Source organism: Krasilnikovia sp. MM14-A1259, from assembly GCF_047159535.1.
Classification (GTDB): Bacteria; Actinomycetota; Actinomycetes; order Mycobacteriales; family Micromonosporaceae; genus Actinoplanes.
On the sequence record NZ_BAAGAJ010000002.1, the window covers coordinates 6238497 to 6251657 of the forward strand.

Annotated in this window: 11 protein-coding genes and 1 tRNA gene; 3 read left to right on the forward strand and 9 right to left on the reverse strand. The window is 73.1% G+C overall.

What is annotated here, in order from left to right; translation table 11 throughout:
- The first annotated feature begins 1 nt into the window (after nt 1).
- Nucleotides 2–730, forward strand: a complete 729-nt coding sequence (gene rph, locus ACMCNK_RS28355; protein ID WP_412739394.1) for a ribonuclease PH — start codon at nt 2–4, stop codon at nt 728–730.
- Nucleotides 727–1338: an RdgB/HAM1 family non-canonical purine NTP pyrophosphatase gene (gene rdgB / locus ACMCNK_RS28360; protein WP_412739395.1), complete on the forward strand. Its 612-nt coding sequence runs from the start codon at nt 727–729 to the stop codon at nt 1336–1338. Before rph ends, rdgB begins: the two co-directional genes overlap by 4 nt.
- 24 nt (nt 1339–1362) lie before the next feature.
- On the opposite strand, the gene hutH is transcribed toward rdgB, so the two are convergent.
- Genes hutH through ACMCNK_RS28390 form a run of 6 tightly spaced genes read right to left on the reverse strand, consistent with a single transcriptional unit; the run spans nt 1363 to nt 9177 of the window.
- Nucleotides 1363–2901, reverse strand: a complete 1539-nt coding sequence (hutH, locus tag ACMCNK_RS28365; RefSeq protein ID WP_412739396.1) for a histidine ammonia-lyase — start codon at nt 2899–2901, stop codon at nt 1363–1365.
- Entirely contained in the window at nt 2898–4109 is a 1212-nt protein-coding gene (hutI, locus tag ACMCNK_RS28370; protein ID WP_412739397.1) for an imidazolonepropionase, read from the reverse strand. Before hutI ends, hutH begins: the two co-directional genes overlap by 4 nt.
- On the reverse strand, nt 4106–5422 hold the full coding sequence (locus ACMCNK_RS28375; RefSeq protein WP_412739398.1) for a formimidoylglutamate deiminase: 1317 nt from the start codon (nt 5420–5422) through the stop codon (nt 4106–4108). Before ACMCNK_RS28375 ends, hutI begins: the two co-directional genes overlap by 4 nt.
- Before the next feature lie 58 nt (nt 5423–5480).
- Complete coding sequence (locus ACMCNK_RS28380) at nt 5481–6671, reverse strand: allantoate amidohydrolase (protein ID WP_412739399.1); 1191 nt, start codon at nt 6669–6671, stop codon at nt 5481–5483.
- A complete protein-coding gene (gene hutU / locus ACMCNK_RS28385; RefSeq protein WP_412739400.1) occupies nt 6668–8308 on the reverse strand; it encodes a urocanate hydratase in 1641 nt (546 codons plus the stop codon). Before hutU ends, ACMCNK_RS28380 begins: the two co-directional genes overlap by 4 nt.
- 14 nt (nt 8309–8322) lie before the next feature.
- Entirely contained in the window at nt 8323–9177 is an 855-nt protein-coding gene (locus ACMCNK_RS28390) for a MurR/RpiR family transcriptional regulator (protein ID WP_412739401.1), read from the reverse strand.
- Between the two features lie 137 nt (nt 9178–9314).
- On the opposite strand from ACMCNK_RS28390, the gene ACMCNK_RS28395 reads away from it, so the two are divergent.
- Nucleotides 9315–10262: an expansin EXLX1 family cellulose-binding protein gene (locus tag ACMCNK_RS28395; protein WP_412739402.1), complete on the forward strand. Its 948-nt coding sequence runs from the start codon at nt 9315–9317 to the stop codon at nt 10260–10262.
- A 34-nt stretch (nt 10263–10296) separates the two neighbouring features.
- Here ACMCNK_RS28395 and ACMCNK_RS28400 read toward each other — a convergent pair.
- The 3 genes from ACMCNK_RS28400 to ACMCNK_RS28410 all read right to left on the reverse strand — a co-directional run bounded on the left by ACMCNK_RS28400 (nt 10297) and on the right by ACMCNK_RS28410 (nt 13141).
- Nucleotides 10297–10383 (reverse strand) — tRNA-Leu (locus ACMCNK_RS28400).
- Between the two features lie 45 nt (nt 10384–10428).
- Nucleotides 10429–10962, reverse strand: coding sequence for a helix-turn-helix domain-containing protein (locus ACMCNK_RS28405; protein ID WP_412739403.1), 534 nt, complete (start codon nt 10960–10962; stop codon nt 10429–10431).
- A 487-nt stretch (nt 10963–11449) separates the two neighbouring features.
- The gene (locus ACMCNK_RS28410) at nt 11450–13141 is read right to left on the reverse strand and encodes a methyl-accepting chemotaxis protein (RefSeq protein WP_412739404.1); all 1692 of its coding nucleotides are present in this window, start codon (nt 13139–13141) and stop codon (nt 11450–11452) included.
- Between the last annotated feature and the right edge of the window lie 20 nt (nt 13142–13161).

The following is a 13161-nucleotide window of genomic DNA, read 5'->3' on the forward strand; positions in this document are numbered from 1 at the left end:
CATGGCACGCCCCGACGGCCGAGCGGCCGATCACCTGCGACCCGTGACCCTCACCCGGCAGTGGAGCATCCACCCCGAGGGCTCCGTGCTGGTCGAGTTCGGCAACACCCGCGTCCTGTGCACCGCCAGCGTCACCGAGGGGGTGCCCCGCTGGCGCAAGGGGTCCGGCCTGGGCTGGGTCACCGCCGAGTACGCGATGCTGCCCCGCGCCACGAACACCCGCGGCGACCGGGAAAGCGTCCGCGGCAAGATCGGCGGCCGGACCCACGAGATCTCCCGGCTGATCGGGCGCAGCCTGCGGGCCTGCATCGACCTCAAGGCGCTCGGCGAGAACTCCATCGTGCTCGACTGCGACGTGTTGCAGGCCGACGGCGGCACCCGCACGGCCGCGATCACCGGCGCGTACGTTGCGCTGCACGACGCGGTGACCTGGCTGGCCGAGCGCAAGTCCCTGGCCGGCAAGCCGGCCGCGGTCATGCACCGCTCGGTGCAGGCGGTCAGCGTCGGCATCGTCGAGGGCGAGGCCCGGCTGGACCTCATGTACGCCGAGGACGTCGCGGCCGAGGTCGACATGAACGTGGTGTGCACCGGCGACGGCGACTTCGTCGAGGTCCAGGGCACCGGCGAGGCGGGCGTGTTCCGCCGCGACCAGCTCGACGCCATGCTCGACCTGGGCGTACGCGGCTGCGCCGACCTGGCCGCCGCCCAGCAGAAGGCGCTCACCTCGTGACCCGGCTGCTGCTGGCCACCGGTAACAAGAAGAAGCTCACCGAGTTGCAGCGCATCCTCGACCAGGCGCTCGGGACGCATCAGGTCGAACTGGTCGGGCTGGGCGACGTCCCGGACTACCCGGAGGTGCCCGAGACCGGGCTGACGTTCGGCGAGAACGCGCTCATCAAGGCCCGCGAGGGCGTCTCCCGTACCGGCCTGCCCACGGTCGCCGACGACTCCGGCCTGGCCGTGGACGCCCTCAGCGGCATGCCCGGGGTGTTCAGCGCCCGCTGGTCCGGCCGGCACGGCGACGACGCCGCCAACCTGGACCTGGTGCTGGCGCAGATCGGTGACGTGCCGGACGCCCACCGGGGCGGCGCGTTCGTGTGTGCCGCCGCCCTGGTGCTGCCGAACGGCCGCGAACACCTCGTCGAGGGCCGCCAGCGCGGACGAATCCTGCGGACCCGCCGCGGCGACGGCGGTTTCGGGTACGACCCGATCTTCCTCGGCGACGGCCAGGACCGGACGAACGCTGAGCTCAGCCCGGCCGAGAAGGACGCGATCAGCCACCGCGGCAAGGCGTTCCGCGAACTGGCCAAGGTCATCGCCCGCGAGCTGCCCCGCTGATCCGGGGCAGCTCGGGGCGCGCCATCAGCGCAGCGGGCCGGTGCTCTCCTCGATCTCGGCACGCAGCGACCGCCCGGACACCGCCGCGCGGGCCTGCTCCAGCACCGGCGCGAGGAACACGTCCGGGCCGGGCTCCCCCGCGAACTCCCCGACCGTCGCGATCGCCGCCCGGCCCGCCGGGGACGGCGTCAGCGGAGCCCGCAACTGCAGGCCGCGTACGGCGCTGAGCAGCTCGACCGCGAGCAGACTGGTCAGGTTGTCCAGGACGGTACGCAGCTTCTTCGTCGCGGCCCAGCCCATCGACACGTGGTCCTCCTGCATGCCGCTGGTGGGCAGCGAGTCCACCGAGGCCGGTGCGGCCAGCCGCCGGTTCTCCGCCACGATCCCCGCCGCGGTGTACTGCGCGATCATCAGACCCGAGTTCACCCCCGCGTCCGGGGACAGGAACGGCGGCAGCTCCCGGGAACGGGTCACGTCCAGCAGCCGGTCCACCCGGCGTTCCGCGATCGCGCCGACCTCGGCCGCTGCGATGGCCAGGAAGTCCGCGGCGAAGCCCAGCGGGGCACCGTGGAAGTTGCCCGTCGACTCGACCCGGCCGTCCGGCAGCACCACCGGGTTGTCCACCACGGACAGCAGTTCCCGCCCGGCCACGGTCGTGACGAACTCCAGGGTGTCCCGGGCCGCGCCGGCCACCTGCGGGGCACACCGCATCGAGTACGCGTCCTGCACCGCGTGCGCCAGGTCGTCCCGGTGCGAGTCCATGACCGCGGAGTCCTGGAGCAGCCGGTAGATGTTCGCCGCGGACGCGGCCTGCCCCGGGTGCGGACGGATCGTGTGCAGCTCCGGCAGGAACGGCCGCTCCGAACCGAGCATCGCCTCGATCGCCAGCGCCGCGGTCACGTCCGCCATGGCGAACAGGTGAGCGGCGTCGTCGATCGCCAGCAGCAGCATGCCCAGCATGCCGTCCGTACCGTTGATCAGCGCCAGGCCCTCCTTGGCGGCCAGGTCCAGCGGGCTCAGCCCGGCCGCGTGCAGCGCCTCGGCGGCGGAGATCCGCATCCCGTCCTTGCCGAGCACCCAGCCCTCACCGAGCAGCACCAGCGCGCAGTGCGCCAGCGGCGCCAGATCCCCGGACGCACCCAGCGAGCCGTGCTCCGGCACCCACGGCGTGATGTCGTGGTTGAGCAGGTCCACCAGGCCGTGCGCCAGCTCGGGCCGCACCCCGGAGCGGCCCAGCGCCAGCGACCGCACCCGCAGCAGGATCATCGCCCGCACCACCTCACGCGGCATCGGCGCGCCGATACCCGCGGCATGCGAGCGGATCAGCGCGTGCTGCAGCTCGGCCCGGCGCTCCGGGGCGATCGCGGTGTTGGCCAGCGCGCCGAAGCCGGTGGACACGCCGTACACGGGACGGCCGGAGGCCTCGATGCCGTCCACGATGGCGCGGCTGGTCCGCATCGCATCGACGGTCGCGGCGGCGATTTCGACCCGGGCGTGGCCCCGGGCCACGGCGAGAACGTCGGCGGGGGTGATGCCGGTCGGTTCGACGATGACGGTAATCATGGGTGGACTCCGTGATGCAGGACGGTTCTGACGAGGGGTACGCCTGGCCGGTAGGCCAGGTGCAGGTAGGAGGGGGCGTCGAGGGCGACCAGGTCGGCGCGGGCGCCGGGCCGCAGCACGCCGACGTCGTCGCGGCGCAGTGCCCGCGCGCCGCCGGCCGTGGCCGCCCACAGCGCCTCGGCCGGGGTCATCCGCATTTCCCGTACGGCCAGCGCGATGCACAGCGGCATCGACGACGTGTACGACGAGCCCGGATTGCAGTCCGTGGCCAGCGCGACCGTGGCCCCGGCGTCGAGCAGCCGCCGCGCGTCCGGGTACGGCGAACGGGTGGAGAACTCCGCCCCCGGCAGCAGCGTGGCCACGGTGTCGCCGCCCGCGAGCGCGTCCACGTCCGCATCGCTCAGATGGGTGCAGTGATCGGCGCTGGCCGCGCCCAGCTCGACCGCCAGCCGCACCCCCGGCCCTTCGGTGAGCTGGTTGGCGTGCACCCGTACACCGAGCCCGGCCTTCGCACCCGCGGTGAGCACGGCACGCGCCTGGTCGCCGTCGAACGCGCCCCGCTCGCAGAACACGTCCACCCAACGGGCGTGCCCCGCGGCCGCGGCCAGCATCGGGCCGGCGACCAGGTCCACGTAGTCGTCGGGGCGGTCGGCGTACTCGGCGGGCACCACGTGCGCGCCCAGGAACGTCGTCTCGTCGGTGAGTTCGGCGGCGATCCGCAGACTGCGGGCCTCGTCGGGGACGCTCAGGCCGTACCCACTCTTGATCTCGATCGTGGTGGTGCCCTGCCGCAGCGCCTCCGCGACCAGCCGCCGCGCGGACGCGCGCAGCTCGTCGTCGCCGGCGGCGCGGGTCGCGGCGACCGTGGTACCTATGCCGCCGCCCGTGTACGGCTCCCCGGCCATCCGCGCCGCGAACTCGGCGGCCCGGTCGCCCGCGAAGATCAGATGCGCGTGGCTGTCGACGAACCCGGGCAGCACGGCTGCGCCGTCCGCGTCCAGCCGGGTGTCGGCGGCGGGTGCGGCCGAGCGGGGCCCCACCCAGGCGACCCGGTCGCCGTCGACGAGCACGGCGGCGTCGCGGACGATGCCCAGTGGCCCTTCCCCGGCCGCCGGGTCGTTGGTGACCAGCTCACCGATCCGGTCGATCAGCAGGGTCCGGCTCACGGCGGTGCCGTTTCCGGTCGAATGCTCGCGGCCCTTGCTCATGGGAGCACCGCCGCGATCGCGTTGCGCAGCGCCGCCGCCACGTCGAAGCCGGTGTGCCGGCCGCCGGTCACGACCGGGCGGCCGTCCACGACGACGTGGGTGACGTCGGCCGCGGTGGCCGCGAACACCGCGCCCGTCGGGTCGACGCCCGCGGTGCGGACCGTGTCCAGCGACACCGCCACCAGGTCGGCGCGGTTTCCGACCGCGATCGCCCCGGCGTCGGTCCAGCCCAGCGCGGTGTGGTTGGCCGCCGCGGCGACCAGCTCGGCGGGGGTGGAGTGGCCGCGCTGCTCGGTGGCGAGCCGCTCGTCCATCTCCAGCCCGCGTGCCTCCTCGAACATGTCGATCACGGCCTGGCTGTCGCTGCCCAGGCTGAGCGGCACACCCGCGTCCGCGAGCCGCCGGGCCGGGCCGATCCCGTCGGCCAGATCCCGTTCCGTGGTGGGGCAGAAGCAGGCGCCGGTGGCGCCCGTGTCGCCGTCGGCCAGGGCGGCGATGTCGCCGTCGGTCAGGTGGGTGGCATGCACCGCGGTCGTGCTCGTGCCCAGCAGGCCGTGGCGGCGCAGCAGTTCGGTCGGGGTGCAACCGTGCACGGCCAGGCACTGCTCGTTCTCGGCGCGCTGCTCGGACAGGTGGACATGCAGCGGCCCGGCCGGCTTCGGCAGTGTTGCCAGTGCGGACGCGGGCACCGCGCGCACGCTGTGCACGGCCGCGCCGATCCGGGCGTGGCCGTCCGCTCTCAGTGCGCTGACGCGTTCGGCCCAGCCGTCCACGTCGCCGTCGCCGAAGCGCAGTTGCACCCCTTCCAGCGGAGCACCGTCCACCGCGGAGCTGAGGTACAACGCGTCGAGCAGAGTGATCCGGATGCCGGCTTCCGCGGCGGCGGCGATCAGCGCTTCACCCATGGCGTTCGGCTCCGCGTATCGGGTCCCGCCCGGTGCGTGGTGCAGGTAATGGAACTCGCCCACGCAGGTGATCCCGGCCAGGGCCATCTCGGCGTAGACCGCCTTTGCCAGGGCGAAATACGTGTCCGGGTCGAGCGTGCCGGCCACGTCGTACATGAGCTCGCGCCACGTCCAGAAGCTGCCCCGCCCGGCATGGGTACGCCCGCGCAGCGCCCGGTGGAACGCATGCGAGTGCGCGTTCGCCAGCCCCGGGAGCACCAGCCCAGGCAGCGTGGCGGCATCGGGACGCGCTGTGGCGCCCGTGGTCACCGACGCGAACCGTCCTTCGTGGACTTCGATGAGTACGTCGGTCGCCACCTGCCCGCCGACCCAGGCCCGCGCAGCGTGGTACCACGTCGGCCCGCTCATGCCGCACCGCCTGCCCCGGCCGGCCGCCACGGCCGTCGGGGAGACTCGGATCGGCTGGTCAGCGGCACGTCAGCTCCTCCAGCACCGTGGCGAGTGCGGTCACGCCGGCGGCGCAGTCGGCGTCGGGGGCGTGTTCGGCGGGGGCGTGCGACACCCCGGTCGGGTTGCGGACGAACAGCATCGCGGTCGGAGCGTGCCCGGACAGCACGCCCGCGTCATGGCCCGCGCCGGTCGGCAGGATCGGCACCCCACCCAGCAGCTTCGCGAGCCGGGCGGCCAGCGTCGAATCGAACGCCACCTCCGGGGACACCGACTCCGCCTCCACGCTGACCTGGGTGCCGTCGCGCCCGGCCCGTTCCACGGCCCGTTTCACGACCGCCTCGACGAGCCGGTCCAGGGTGGCGCTGTCCGCGGCGCGGGCGTCCAGCCAGCCCCGAACCCGTGAGGGGATCGCGTTCGTGGCGTTCGGTTCGGCCTCGACCCGGCCGACCGTGGCATGCGCCCCGGACAGGCGGGCCTCCTTGTTGGCCGCCAGCACGGTGTACGCGAACGTCAGCATCGGGTCGTGCCGGTCCGCCATCCGGGTGGTGCCCGCGTGGTCGCCGTCGCCGGTGAAGTCCATCCGCCACCGCCCGTGCGGCCAGATCGCGGACGCCACCCCGACCGGGGCGTCCACGTCCACCAGCGCCTTGCCCTGCTCGATGTGCAGCTCCACGACCGCGGAGACGCCGGCCAGCAGGTCCGGCTGCGCCCCGGCCGGAACGGCGCCCAGCGCCGCGGAGAACGTGACCCCGTCGCGGTCCGTCAACGCGGCCGCCTTCTCCGGGGTGATCGCCCCGGTCAGCAGCCGGGAACCCAGGCAGGGCACGCCGAACCGGCCACCCTCCTCCTCGGCGAACGCGGCCACGGCCAGCGGCCGGTCCGGCGTCACGCCCCGCGCCCGCATCTCGTCCACGGCCAGGAACGCGCTGACGATGCCGAGCGGTCCGTCGTACCCGCCGCCGTGCGGCACCGAGTCGAAATGTGAGCCGGTCAGCACCGTGCCCGGCCCCCACGGCGCGCCCCACCAGGCGAACAGGTTCCCGTTGCCGTCGTCGGTGACCGCGAGCTCCCGGCGGGCCGCCTGGGCCCGGAACCAGTCCCGCAGCGCCAGTTCCGGCTCGCTGAACGCGTACCGGAGATAGCCGCCGCCGTCGGTGCGGCCGATCGGCGCGATCTCGGCCCACAGGGCGGCGAACGTCGCGCTCATGACCGCATCGGGATGTGTACGCCGGTCGCGTCGGCGACCGCGGTGGCCTGGTCGTAGCCCGCGTCGACGTGCCGGATGACGCCCATCCCGGGGTCGTTGGTGAGCACCCGCTCGATCTTCTGCCCGGCCAGCGCGGTGCCGTCGGCGACGCACACCTGCCCGGCGTGCAGCGAGCGGCCGATGCCGACCCCGCCGCCGTGGTGGATGGACACCCACGACGCGCCGGACGCGGTGTTGACCAGCGCATTGAGCAGCGGCCAGTCCGCGATGGCGTCCGAGCCGTCCGCCATCGCCTCGGTCTCCCGGTACGGCGACGCCACCGACCCGCAGTCCAGGTGGTCACGCCCGATGACGATCGGGGCGGACACCTCCCCGCGCGCCACCATGTCGTTGAACCGGACACCGGCCTTGTCCCGCTCGCCGTAGCCCAGCCAGCAGATCCGCGCGGGCAAACCTTGGAACGCCACGCGTTCCCCGGCCATCCGGATCCACCGGGCCAGGGGGTCGTTGTCCGGGAACAGGTCGAGGATCGCCCGGTCGGTGGCCGCGATGTCGGCCGGGTCGCCGGACAGCGCCGCCCACCGGAACGGGCCCTTGCCCTCGCAGAACAGCGGCCGGATGTACGCGGGCACGAAGCCGGGGAACGCGAACGCCCGCTCATACCCGCCGAGCTGCGCCTCGCCCCGGATCGAGTTGCCGTAGTCGAACACCTCGGCGCCCGCGTCCAGGAACCCGACCATCGCCTCGACGTGCCGGGCCATGCTCAGCCGGGCCCGGTCGGTGAACTCCTCCGGCTTGGTGCGGGCGTACTCCGCCCAGTCGGCCACGTCCACCCCGACCGGCAGGTACGACAGCGGGTCGTGGGCGCTGGTCTGGTCGGTGACGATGTCGATGGCCACGCCGCGGCGCAGCAGCTCCGGGAAGACCTCGGCGGCGTTGCCGACCACCCCGATGCTGACCGCCCGGCGCTCGGCCTTGGCGGCTTCGGCCTGCGCGATCGCGTCGTCCAGGTCGGCGGCGAGCGTGTCCAGGTAGCGGGTGTCGACGCGGCGGCGCAGCCGGGTCTCGTCGACGTCGACGATGAGGCACACCCCGCCGTTCATCGTGACGGCCAGCGGCTGGGCGCCGCCCATGCCGCCGCAGCCGCCGGTCAGCGTCAGCGTGCCCGCGAGGTCGCCGCCGTACCGCTTGGCCGCCACGGCCGCGAACGTCTCGTACGTGCCCTGCAGGATGCCCTGGGTGCCGATGTAGATCCACGACCCGGCGGTCATCTGGCCGTACATGGTGAGGCCGAGCTTCTCCAGGCGGCGGAACTCCGGCCAGGTCGACCAGTCACCGACCAGGTTGGAGTTGGCCAGCAGCACCCGCGGCGCCCACTCGTGGGTGCGGAACACCCCGACCGGCCGCCCCGACTGCACCAGCAGCGTCTCGTCGTCGGCGAGCGTGTCCAGCTCCCGCACGATCGCGTGGAACGACGGCCAGTCCCGGGCCGCCTTGCCGGTGCCGCCGTACACCACCAGGTCGTCGGGGCGTTCGGCCACGTCCGGGTCCAGGTTGTTCATCAGCATCCGTTTGGCGGCCTCCTGGGGCCACCCCAACGCCTGCCGCTGCGTGCCGCGCGCCGCCCTCACGATCATGTCGTCCGTCCTTCTCATGCCTCGAAGATGTGCCGCCGCGCGGCCGTTGCCTCGAACTGCTCCAGGCGGTGCTGCACGCCGTCGGGCGCCGCGTCGCACATCGCCTGCAGCAGAACCATTGCCATCGCCATCGGCCCGGTGTGCAGGTCGAAGACCAGGTGGGTGCCGACCGCCGCGGGCAGCACCACGTCCGCGCACTCGGCGGCCGGGCTGACCGCCGAGTCGGTGACCGCGATGACCGTCAGTCCCGCCGCCCGGGCCTCGCGCAGCGTGTCCAGGGTCTCGCGGGGATATCGGGGCAGCACGATCGCCAGCAGCGCCGCCCCGCCCGCCGCCCGGGCCTGGTCGAGCCGGTCCAGCAGGTGGGTGCCGCCGGTGTCCAGTACACGCACGTCCGGGTGGACCTTCGCGGCGAAATACCCGAAGTACGCCGCCAGCGGCGCCGCCGCCCGCAGCCCCAGCACGGGCAGCGGCCGGCTGGCCACCAGCAGCTTGGCTGCCTCCTGCACCGCGTCCAGATTGTCCAATTGCTCGACGAGCCGGCCCAGGTGCTGAGCCTCCGCGCGGACCGCCCGCTGCATGGGGTTGTCCCCGGGCTGCTGCCCGCCGTCGGCGGGGCGAGGCCCGGCCAGCGCCCGCAGCTCCCGGCGCAGCGCCGGATACCCGCTGTAGCCCAGCGCCATCGCGAAGCGGGTCACGGACGGCTGGCTCACCCCGGCCAGCTCGGCCACCTCGGCCGCTGACAGGTACGCCGCCGACGGGGCGTGCTGGACGAGGCTGTGCGCGATGCGGCGCTGCGTCGGCGTCAGCCGCGCGCCCTGGAACAGGTCGAGCACACGCTCAGCCGTCCTGACAGCTCCGTCATTCACTCCCGCAGCGTATGCATGAAATCTTTCAAACACCAGAGGTGAGCGCCGACTCATCCAGGTGACCTGCACCGACCGCTCCCTTAGTTCTCTCTTAGAACCGTTGCCCGTGGCCCGGCGGCACCGCAGGATGCCTCAGCGTGACCGCTCATCGCCTGTTGACCCCCCGCTGGCTGGCCACCGGCGGCGCCGTCCTGCTCGCGGGCGTCATCGGCGTCGCGCTGCTGCTCCACGACGGCGGGGCCGCATGCGCCGCCCCGCCCGCCACCAGCACCCAGAAGGGCAAGGCGACCTTCTACGACCTGTCCGGCGGCACCGGCAACTGCAACTTCGCCCCACCCGCCGACGACCTGTACGTCGCACTCGGCCGCACCCAGTACGCCGGCGCCACCTCGTGCGGCAGCTACCTCGACGTCACCGGCCCCAAGGGCACCGTCCAGGTCAAAGTGTTCGACTCCTGCCCGGAATGCGCGGTCGGCCACCTCGACCTGAGCCGCACCGCGTTCAAGCGCATCGCGAACGAGTCCGCCGGCGTCGTGCCCATCACCTACCGCGCGGTGCCGAACGCGCCCGCCCCCGGGCCACTGAGCATCACGTTCGCCGAAGGGTCGTCGCCGTACTGGTGGGCGATCCTCATCGACAACCACGCCAACCCGATCGTCTCCGTCCAGGCCAAGGGACCCGGCCGGGACTGGATGACCGCCACGCACGCCTCGTACAACTACTGGATCATCGACAGGAACACCGGGAACGGGCCGTTCACCATCCGGATGACCGACAGCTACGGGCACGTCGCGACCGCCACCGGGGTCAAGCTGCTGCCCACGCGCCGTCAGGCAACCCCCGTACGGTTCACCGGCAAGGCCGTTGCGGCCAAGGGCTCGGGCGCGCCGGCGAAGAAGGCCGAACCGGCAACGTCGAAGCCGGGGGCGTCGTCGGCGCCCGTCGCGCCGTCGGCCTCGGCTTCGGCGTCCACGCCGGCGTCGTCCGTGCCGGTGTCGCCCCGGTCGGACCGGAACGCGGACGGACTCGTGCAGGGCCCGCCGGTGGTGCTGGCGGCAGCGCCCGCCGCGCCGTCATGCGGCTGACAAGGAATCGGCTGACGGGCGCGCCGCTGCGTGATGGTGCGGAAGGGGGGACTCGAACCCCCACGCCTGTTAAGGCACGGGTACCTAAAACCCGGGCGTCTACCTATTCCGCCACTCCCGCCGGTCGCCACGGGGGCGATCGTCGTGAGCAGTGTAGTCGGTGCCGCTACGGCTCGGATCGCACCGAGGCCGCCGCAACCCGGGCCGCACGGGTGTTGAGACCGACCGCGGTGAGGATGTTCGACACCGTCCCGTGTGACACCACCACCGGATCGGCTGGCCGGCCGGCCAGGCACGCGGCCAGCGCCCGCGGACCCAGCATCGGGTGGGCCAGCGCGAACGCGATGACGATCGAGGGATCGACCACCTGACGTCGGCCACGCGGTACGACCGGGACAAGCGATCCGCGCTCCAGCCGTCGTCGGCGCAGCCGATAGATGCGATTGCGGTGACAGGCGAGCAGCCGGGCCGCATCGGCCACGGTGACCTCGGCCCGTTCGAGGCGGTCGAGGACCGCGTCCGCCGACGGACGCTGCGGCAGCGCCGGGTCGTGTACCGGCTCGCCGCGTTCGTCGACGCGGACCAGTGGGGCGTAGGCGCCGCGGCGGTTGCGACCGGCGTACGTCGAGGTCTGGCTGTGGCAGTTCGGGCACAGAAACCGCAGGTTGTCGGCCCGGCAGTCCCAGAAGCGCCCGTCCACGTGGTCGACGTGCAGCGTGAGCCGCCGCCCGGCCCAGCGGTCGCCGATCCCGCAGCCCGCGCAGCGATGCGGGCGTCCCTGTGCGAGCAGCGCCCGGTCAGTGACGACGGCGCGGCCCTGCGTGCTGTCGCCGGGCGCAGCACGAGGATCTCGTCGGGACGGCGCCGTGACGGACTGGGCAGGCCACGCCGGTGGGCCTGCCCGAGGAAGTGGGACCTGTCGATGCCGAAGTGGTCGATGCGCCGACGCACGTGCGCATGGGCGCCGCCGTTCGGCGGGATGCCCAGGTGGCGCAGGACGCCGGCCATGGATGTCGAGGCCGCCACGGCGGCCGCCAACGTGTCCCGGGTGTACCTCACGTACGGCATGGCCGGAACGTATCGACCGGGTACGACACTTCCGGGTACGGCACGGCGGCCGCCACGCGGGTCGGAACCGCATGACGGCCGCCGTGGGTCGGCGGGCCGGGGGGAGCCCCAGCCGGGGCTCAGTACCGGAACAGCGCCAAGCTCTGCTGCAGGTCGTGAGCCACACGCGCCAGCTCGTCGGCCGCGGCGGCGGTGTTCGCCGCGGCGCTGGTGGTCTCGGCCGCCGCATGGGCGACCGCGGCCACGTTGGTGGAGATCTCGTGGGAGCCGGTGGCCACCTCGCTGACGTTGCGCGTCATCTCGTTGGTGGTGGCGGTCTGCTCCTCGACCGCCGCGGCGATCGCGGACTGGGTTGCGTTGATCTGCTCGATCACGCTGCCGATGCCGGAGATCGCGTTGACCGCGGCGGAGGAGTCGCTCTGGATGGCGTCCACCCGGGCGCGGATGTCCTCGGTGGCCCGGGCGGTCTCCTGGGCGAGTTCCTTGACCTCCCCGGCCACCACGGCGAAGCCCTTGCCGGCCTCTCCGGCGCGGGCGGCTTCGATGGTGGCGTTGAGGGCGAGCAGGTTCGTCTGCTCCGCGATGCCCGTGATGATCTTGATGACGGAGACGATCTCCGCGGACGACGTGCCGAGCTGCTGCAGGATCGCCCCGGCCTCGGTGGAGATCCGTACGGCCTCGGTGGCCACGTCCGCCGCGCTGGAGGTGCTGCGGGCGATCTCGTGGATCGAGCTGCCGATCTCCTCGGCGCCCGCGGAGATCGTGGTGATGTTGACGGTGATCTCCTCCGAGGCGGCCGTCACGGCGTGCGCCCGGTCGGCGGAGTGCGCCGCCGACGAGTTCATCTGCCCGGCCACGGCGGTCAGTTCCTCGGCGGACGAGGCCAGCGTGATCGCGTTCTCGTTGATGCCGCGCAGGGCGGCGGTGAGCCGCTCCAGGGCGGTGTCCACGGCCCGGCCCATCACACCGAACTCGTCCCGTCCGGTGTAGCCGAGTCGCTGGTCGAGGCGCCCGTCAGCGAGCCCTTCGAGCACGGTGACGGTCTGGCCGAGCGGGGTGGCGACGGCGTGGCTCAGGGTCAGCGCCAGCACGATGGTGACCAGTACGGCGACGACGATGAGCACGATCGTGACCACCTGGGCCAGCTGGGCGCTGTCGCGGGCGGCGGCCATCTGCTTCTGGGCCGCGGCGTCCTCGACCTTGGCCAGGTTGTCCAGCGACACCGTGATCTTGGCGGTCAGCGGGTCGATGAAGTTGTTCTTGGCGGTCAGGTACTGCTGGAAGTTGTTGGCCTGCGCCGCGGGCACGAGCTGCTTGTCCCGCACGTCGCGGTACTGCTGCAGCGTGGACGAGAACGCGGCCTTGTCCTTCTCGGTGCCCGGGGTCTTGTTGACGACGTACAGCTTCCAGGTGCCGTCGATGTCCGAGTCGAGCCGCTGGATCGCCATCTGGACGTTGCTGACGTCGGCGAGCGGCGAACGCAGGATCAGGTCGCCGGTCCGCGACGTCGCCTGCTGCATGTCGGCCCGGACCTCGCCCAGGTGCTCGATGGCCTGCAGGTGCGCGGAATACATCTGTTCCATCCGCGCGGTGGCGTTGCGCAGCTGGAACAGGCCCATGAAACCGACCGCGACGACGAGCAGGCAGAGCAGCCCGAAGCTCAGGAACAGCTTGTGGCGCACCCTGAGGTTGCGCAGCAGGCCAGTCAAGATCATGCGGCGCGGCTTCGGCGCACGACGCTTGGCGACGTGCGGCTTGCGCGACTTGGCGCCCCGCGACTTCGCGGGCCCCGGCTCGGCGGCAGCGGACATGGGCGGTCTCCTGACCAGGG

Bases quoted from the DNA above. Each gene is read 5' to 3' on its own strand.
- rph (WP_412739394.1), top strand. From the start codon at position 2: ATGGCACGCCCCGACGGCCGAGCGGCCGATCACCTGCGACCCGTGACC.
- hutH (WP_412739396.1), bottom strand. From the start codon at position 2,901: ATGATTACCGTCATCGTCGAACCGACCGGCATCACCCCCGCCGACGTT.
- hutI (WP_412739397.1), bottom strand. From the start codon at position 4,109: ATGAGCAAGGGCCGCGAGCATTCGACCGGAAACGGCACCGCCGTGAGC.
- ACMCNK_RS28375 (WP_412739398.1), bottom strand. From the start codon at position 5,422: ATGAGCGGGCCGACGTGGTACCACGCTGCGCGGGCCTGGGTCGGCGGG.
- ACMCNK_RS28380 (WP_412739399.1), bottom strand. From the start codon at position 6,671: ATGAGCGCGACGTTCGCCGCCCTGTGGGCCGAGATCGCGCCGATCGGC.
- hutU (WP_412739400.1), bottom strand. From the start codon at position 8,308: ATGATCGTGAGGGCGGCGCGCGGCACGCAGCGGCAGGCGTTGGGGTGG.
- ACMCNK_RS28410 (WP_412739404.1), bottom strand. From the start codon at position 13,141: ATGTCCGCTGCCGCCGAGCCGGGGCCCGCGAAGTCGCGGGGCGCCAAG.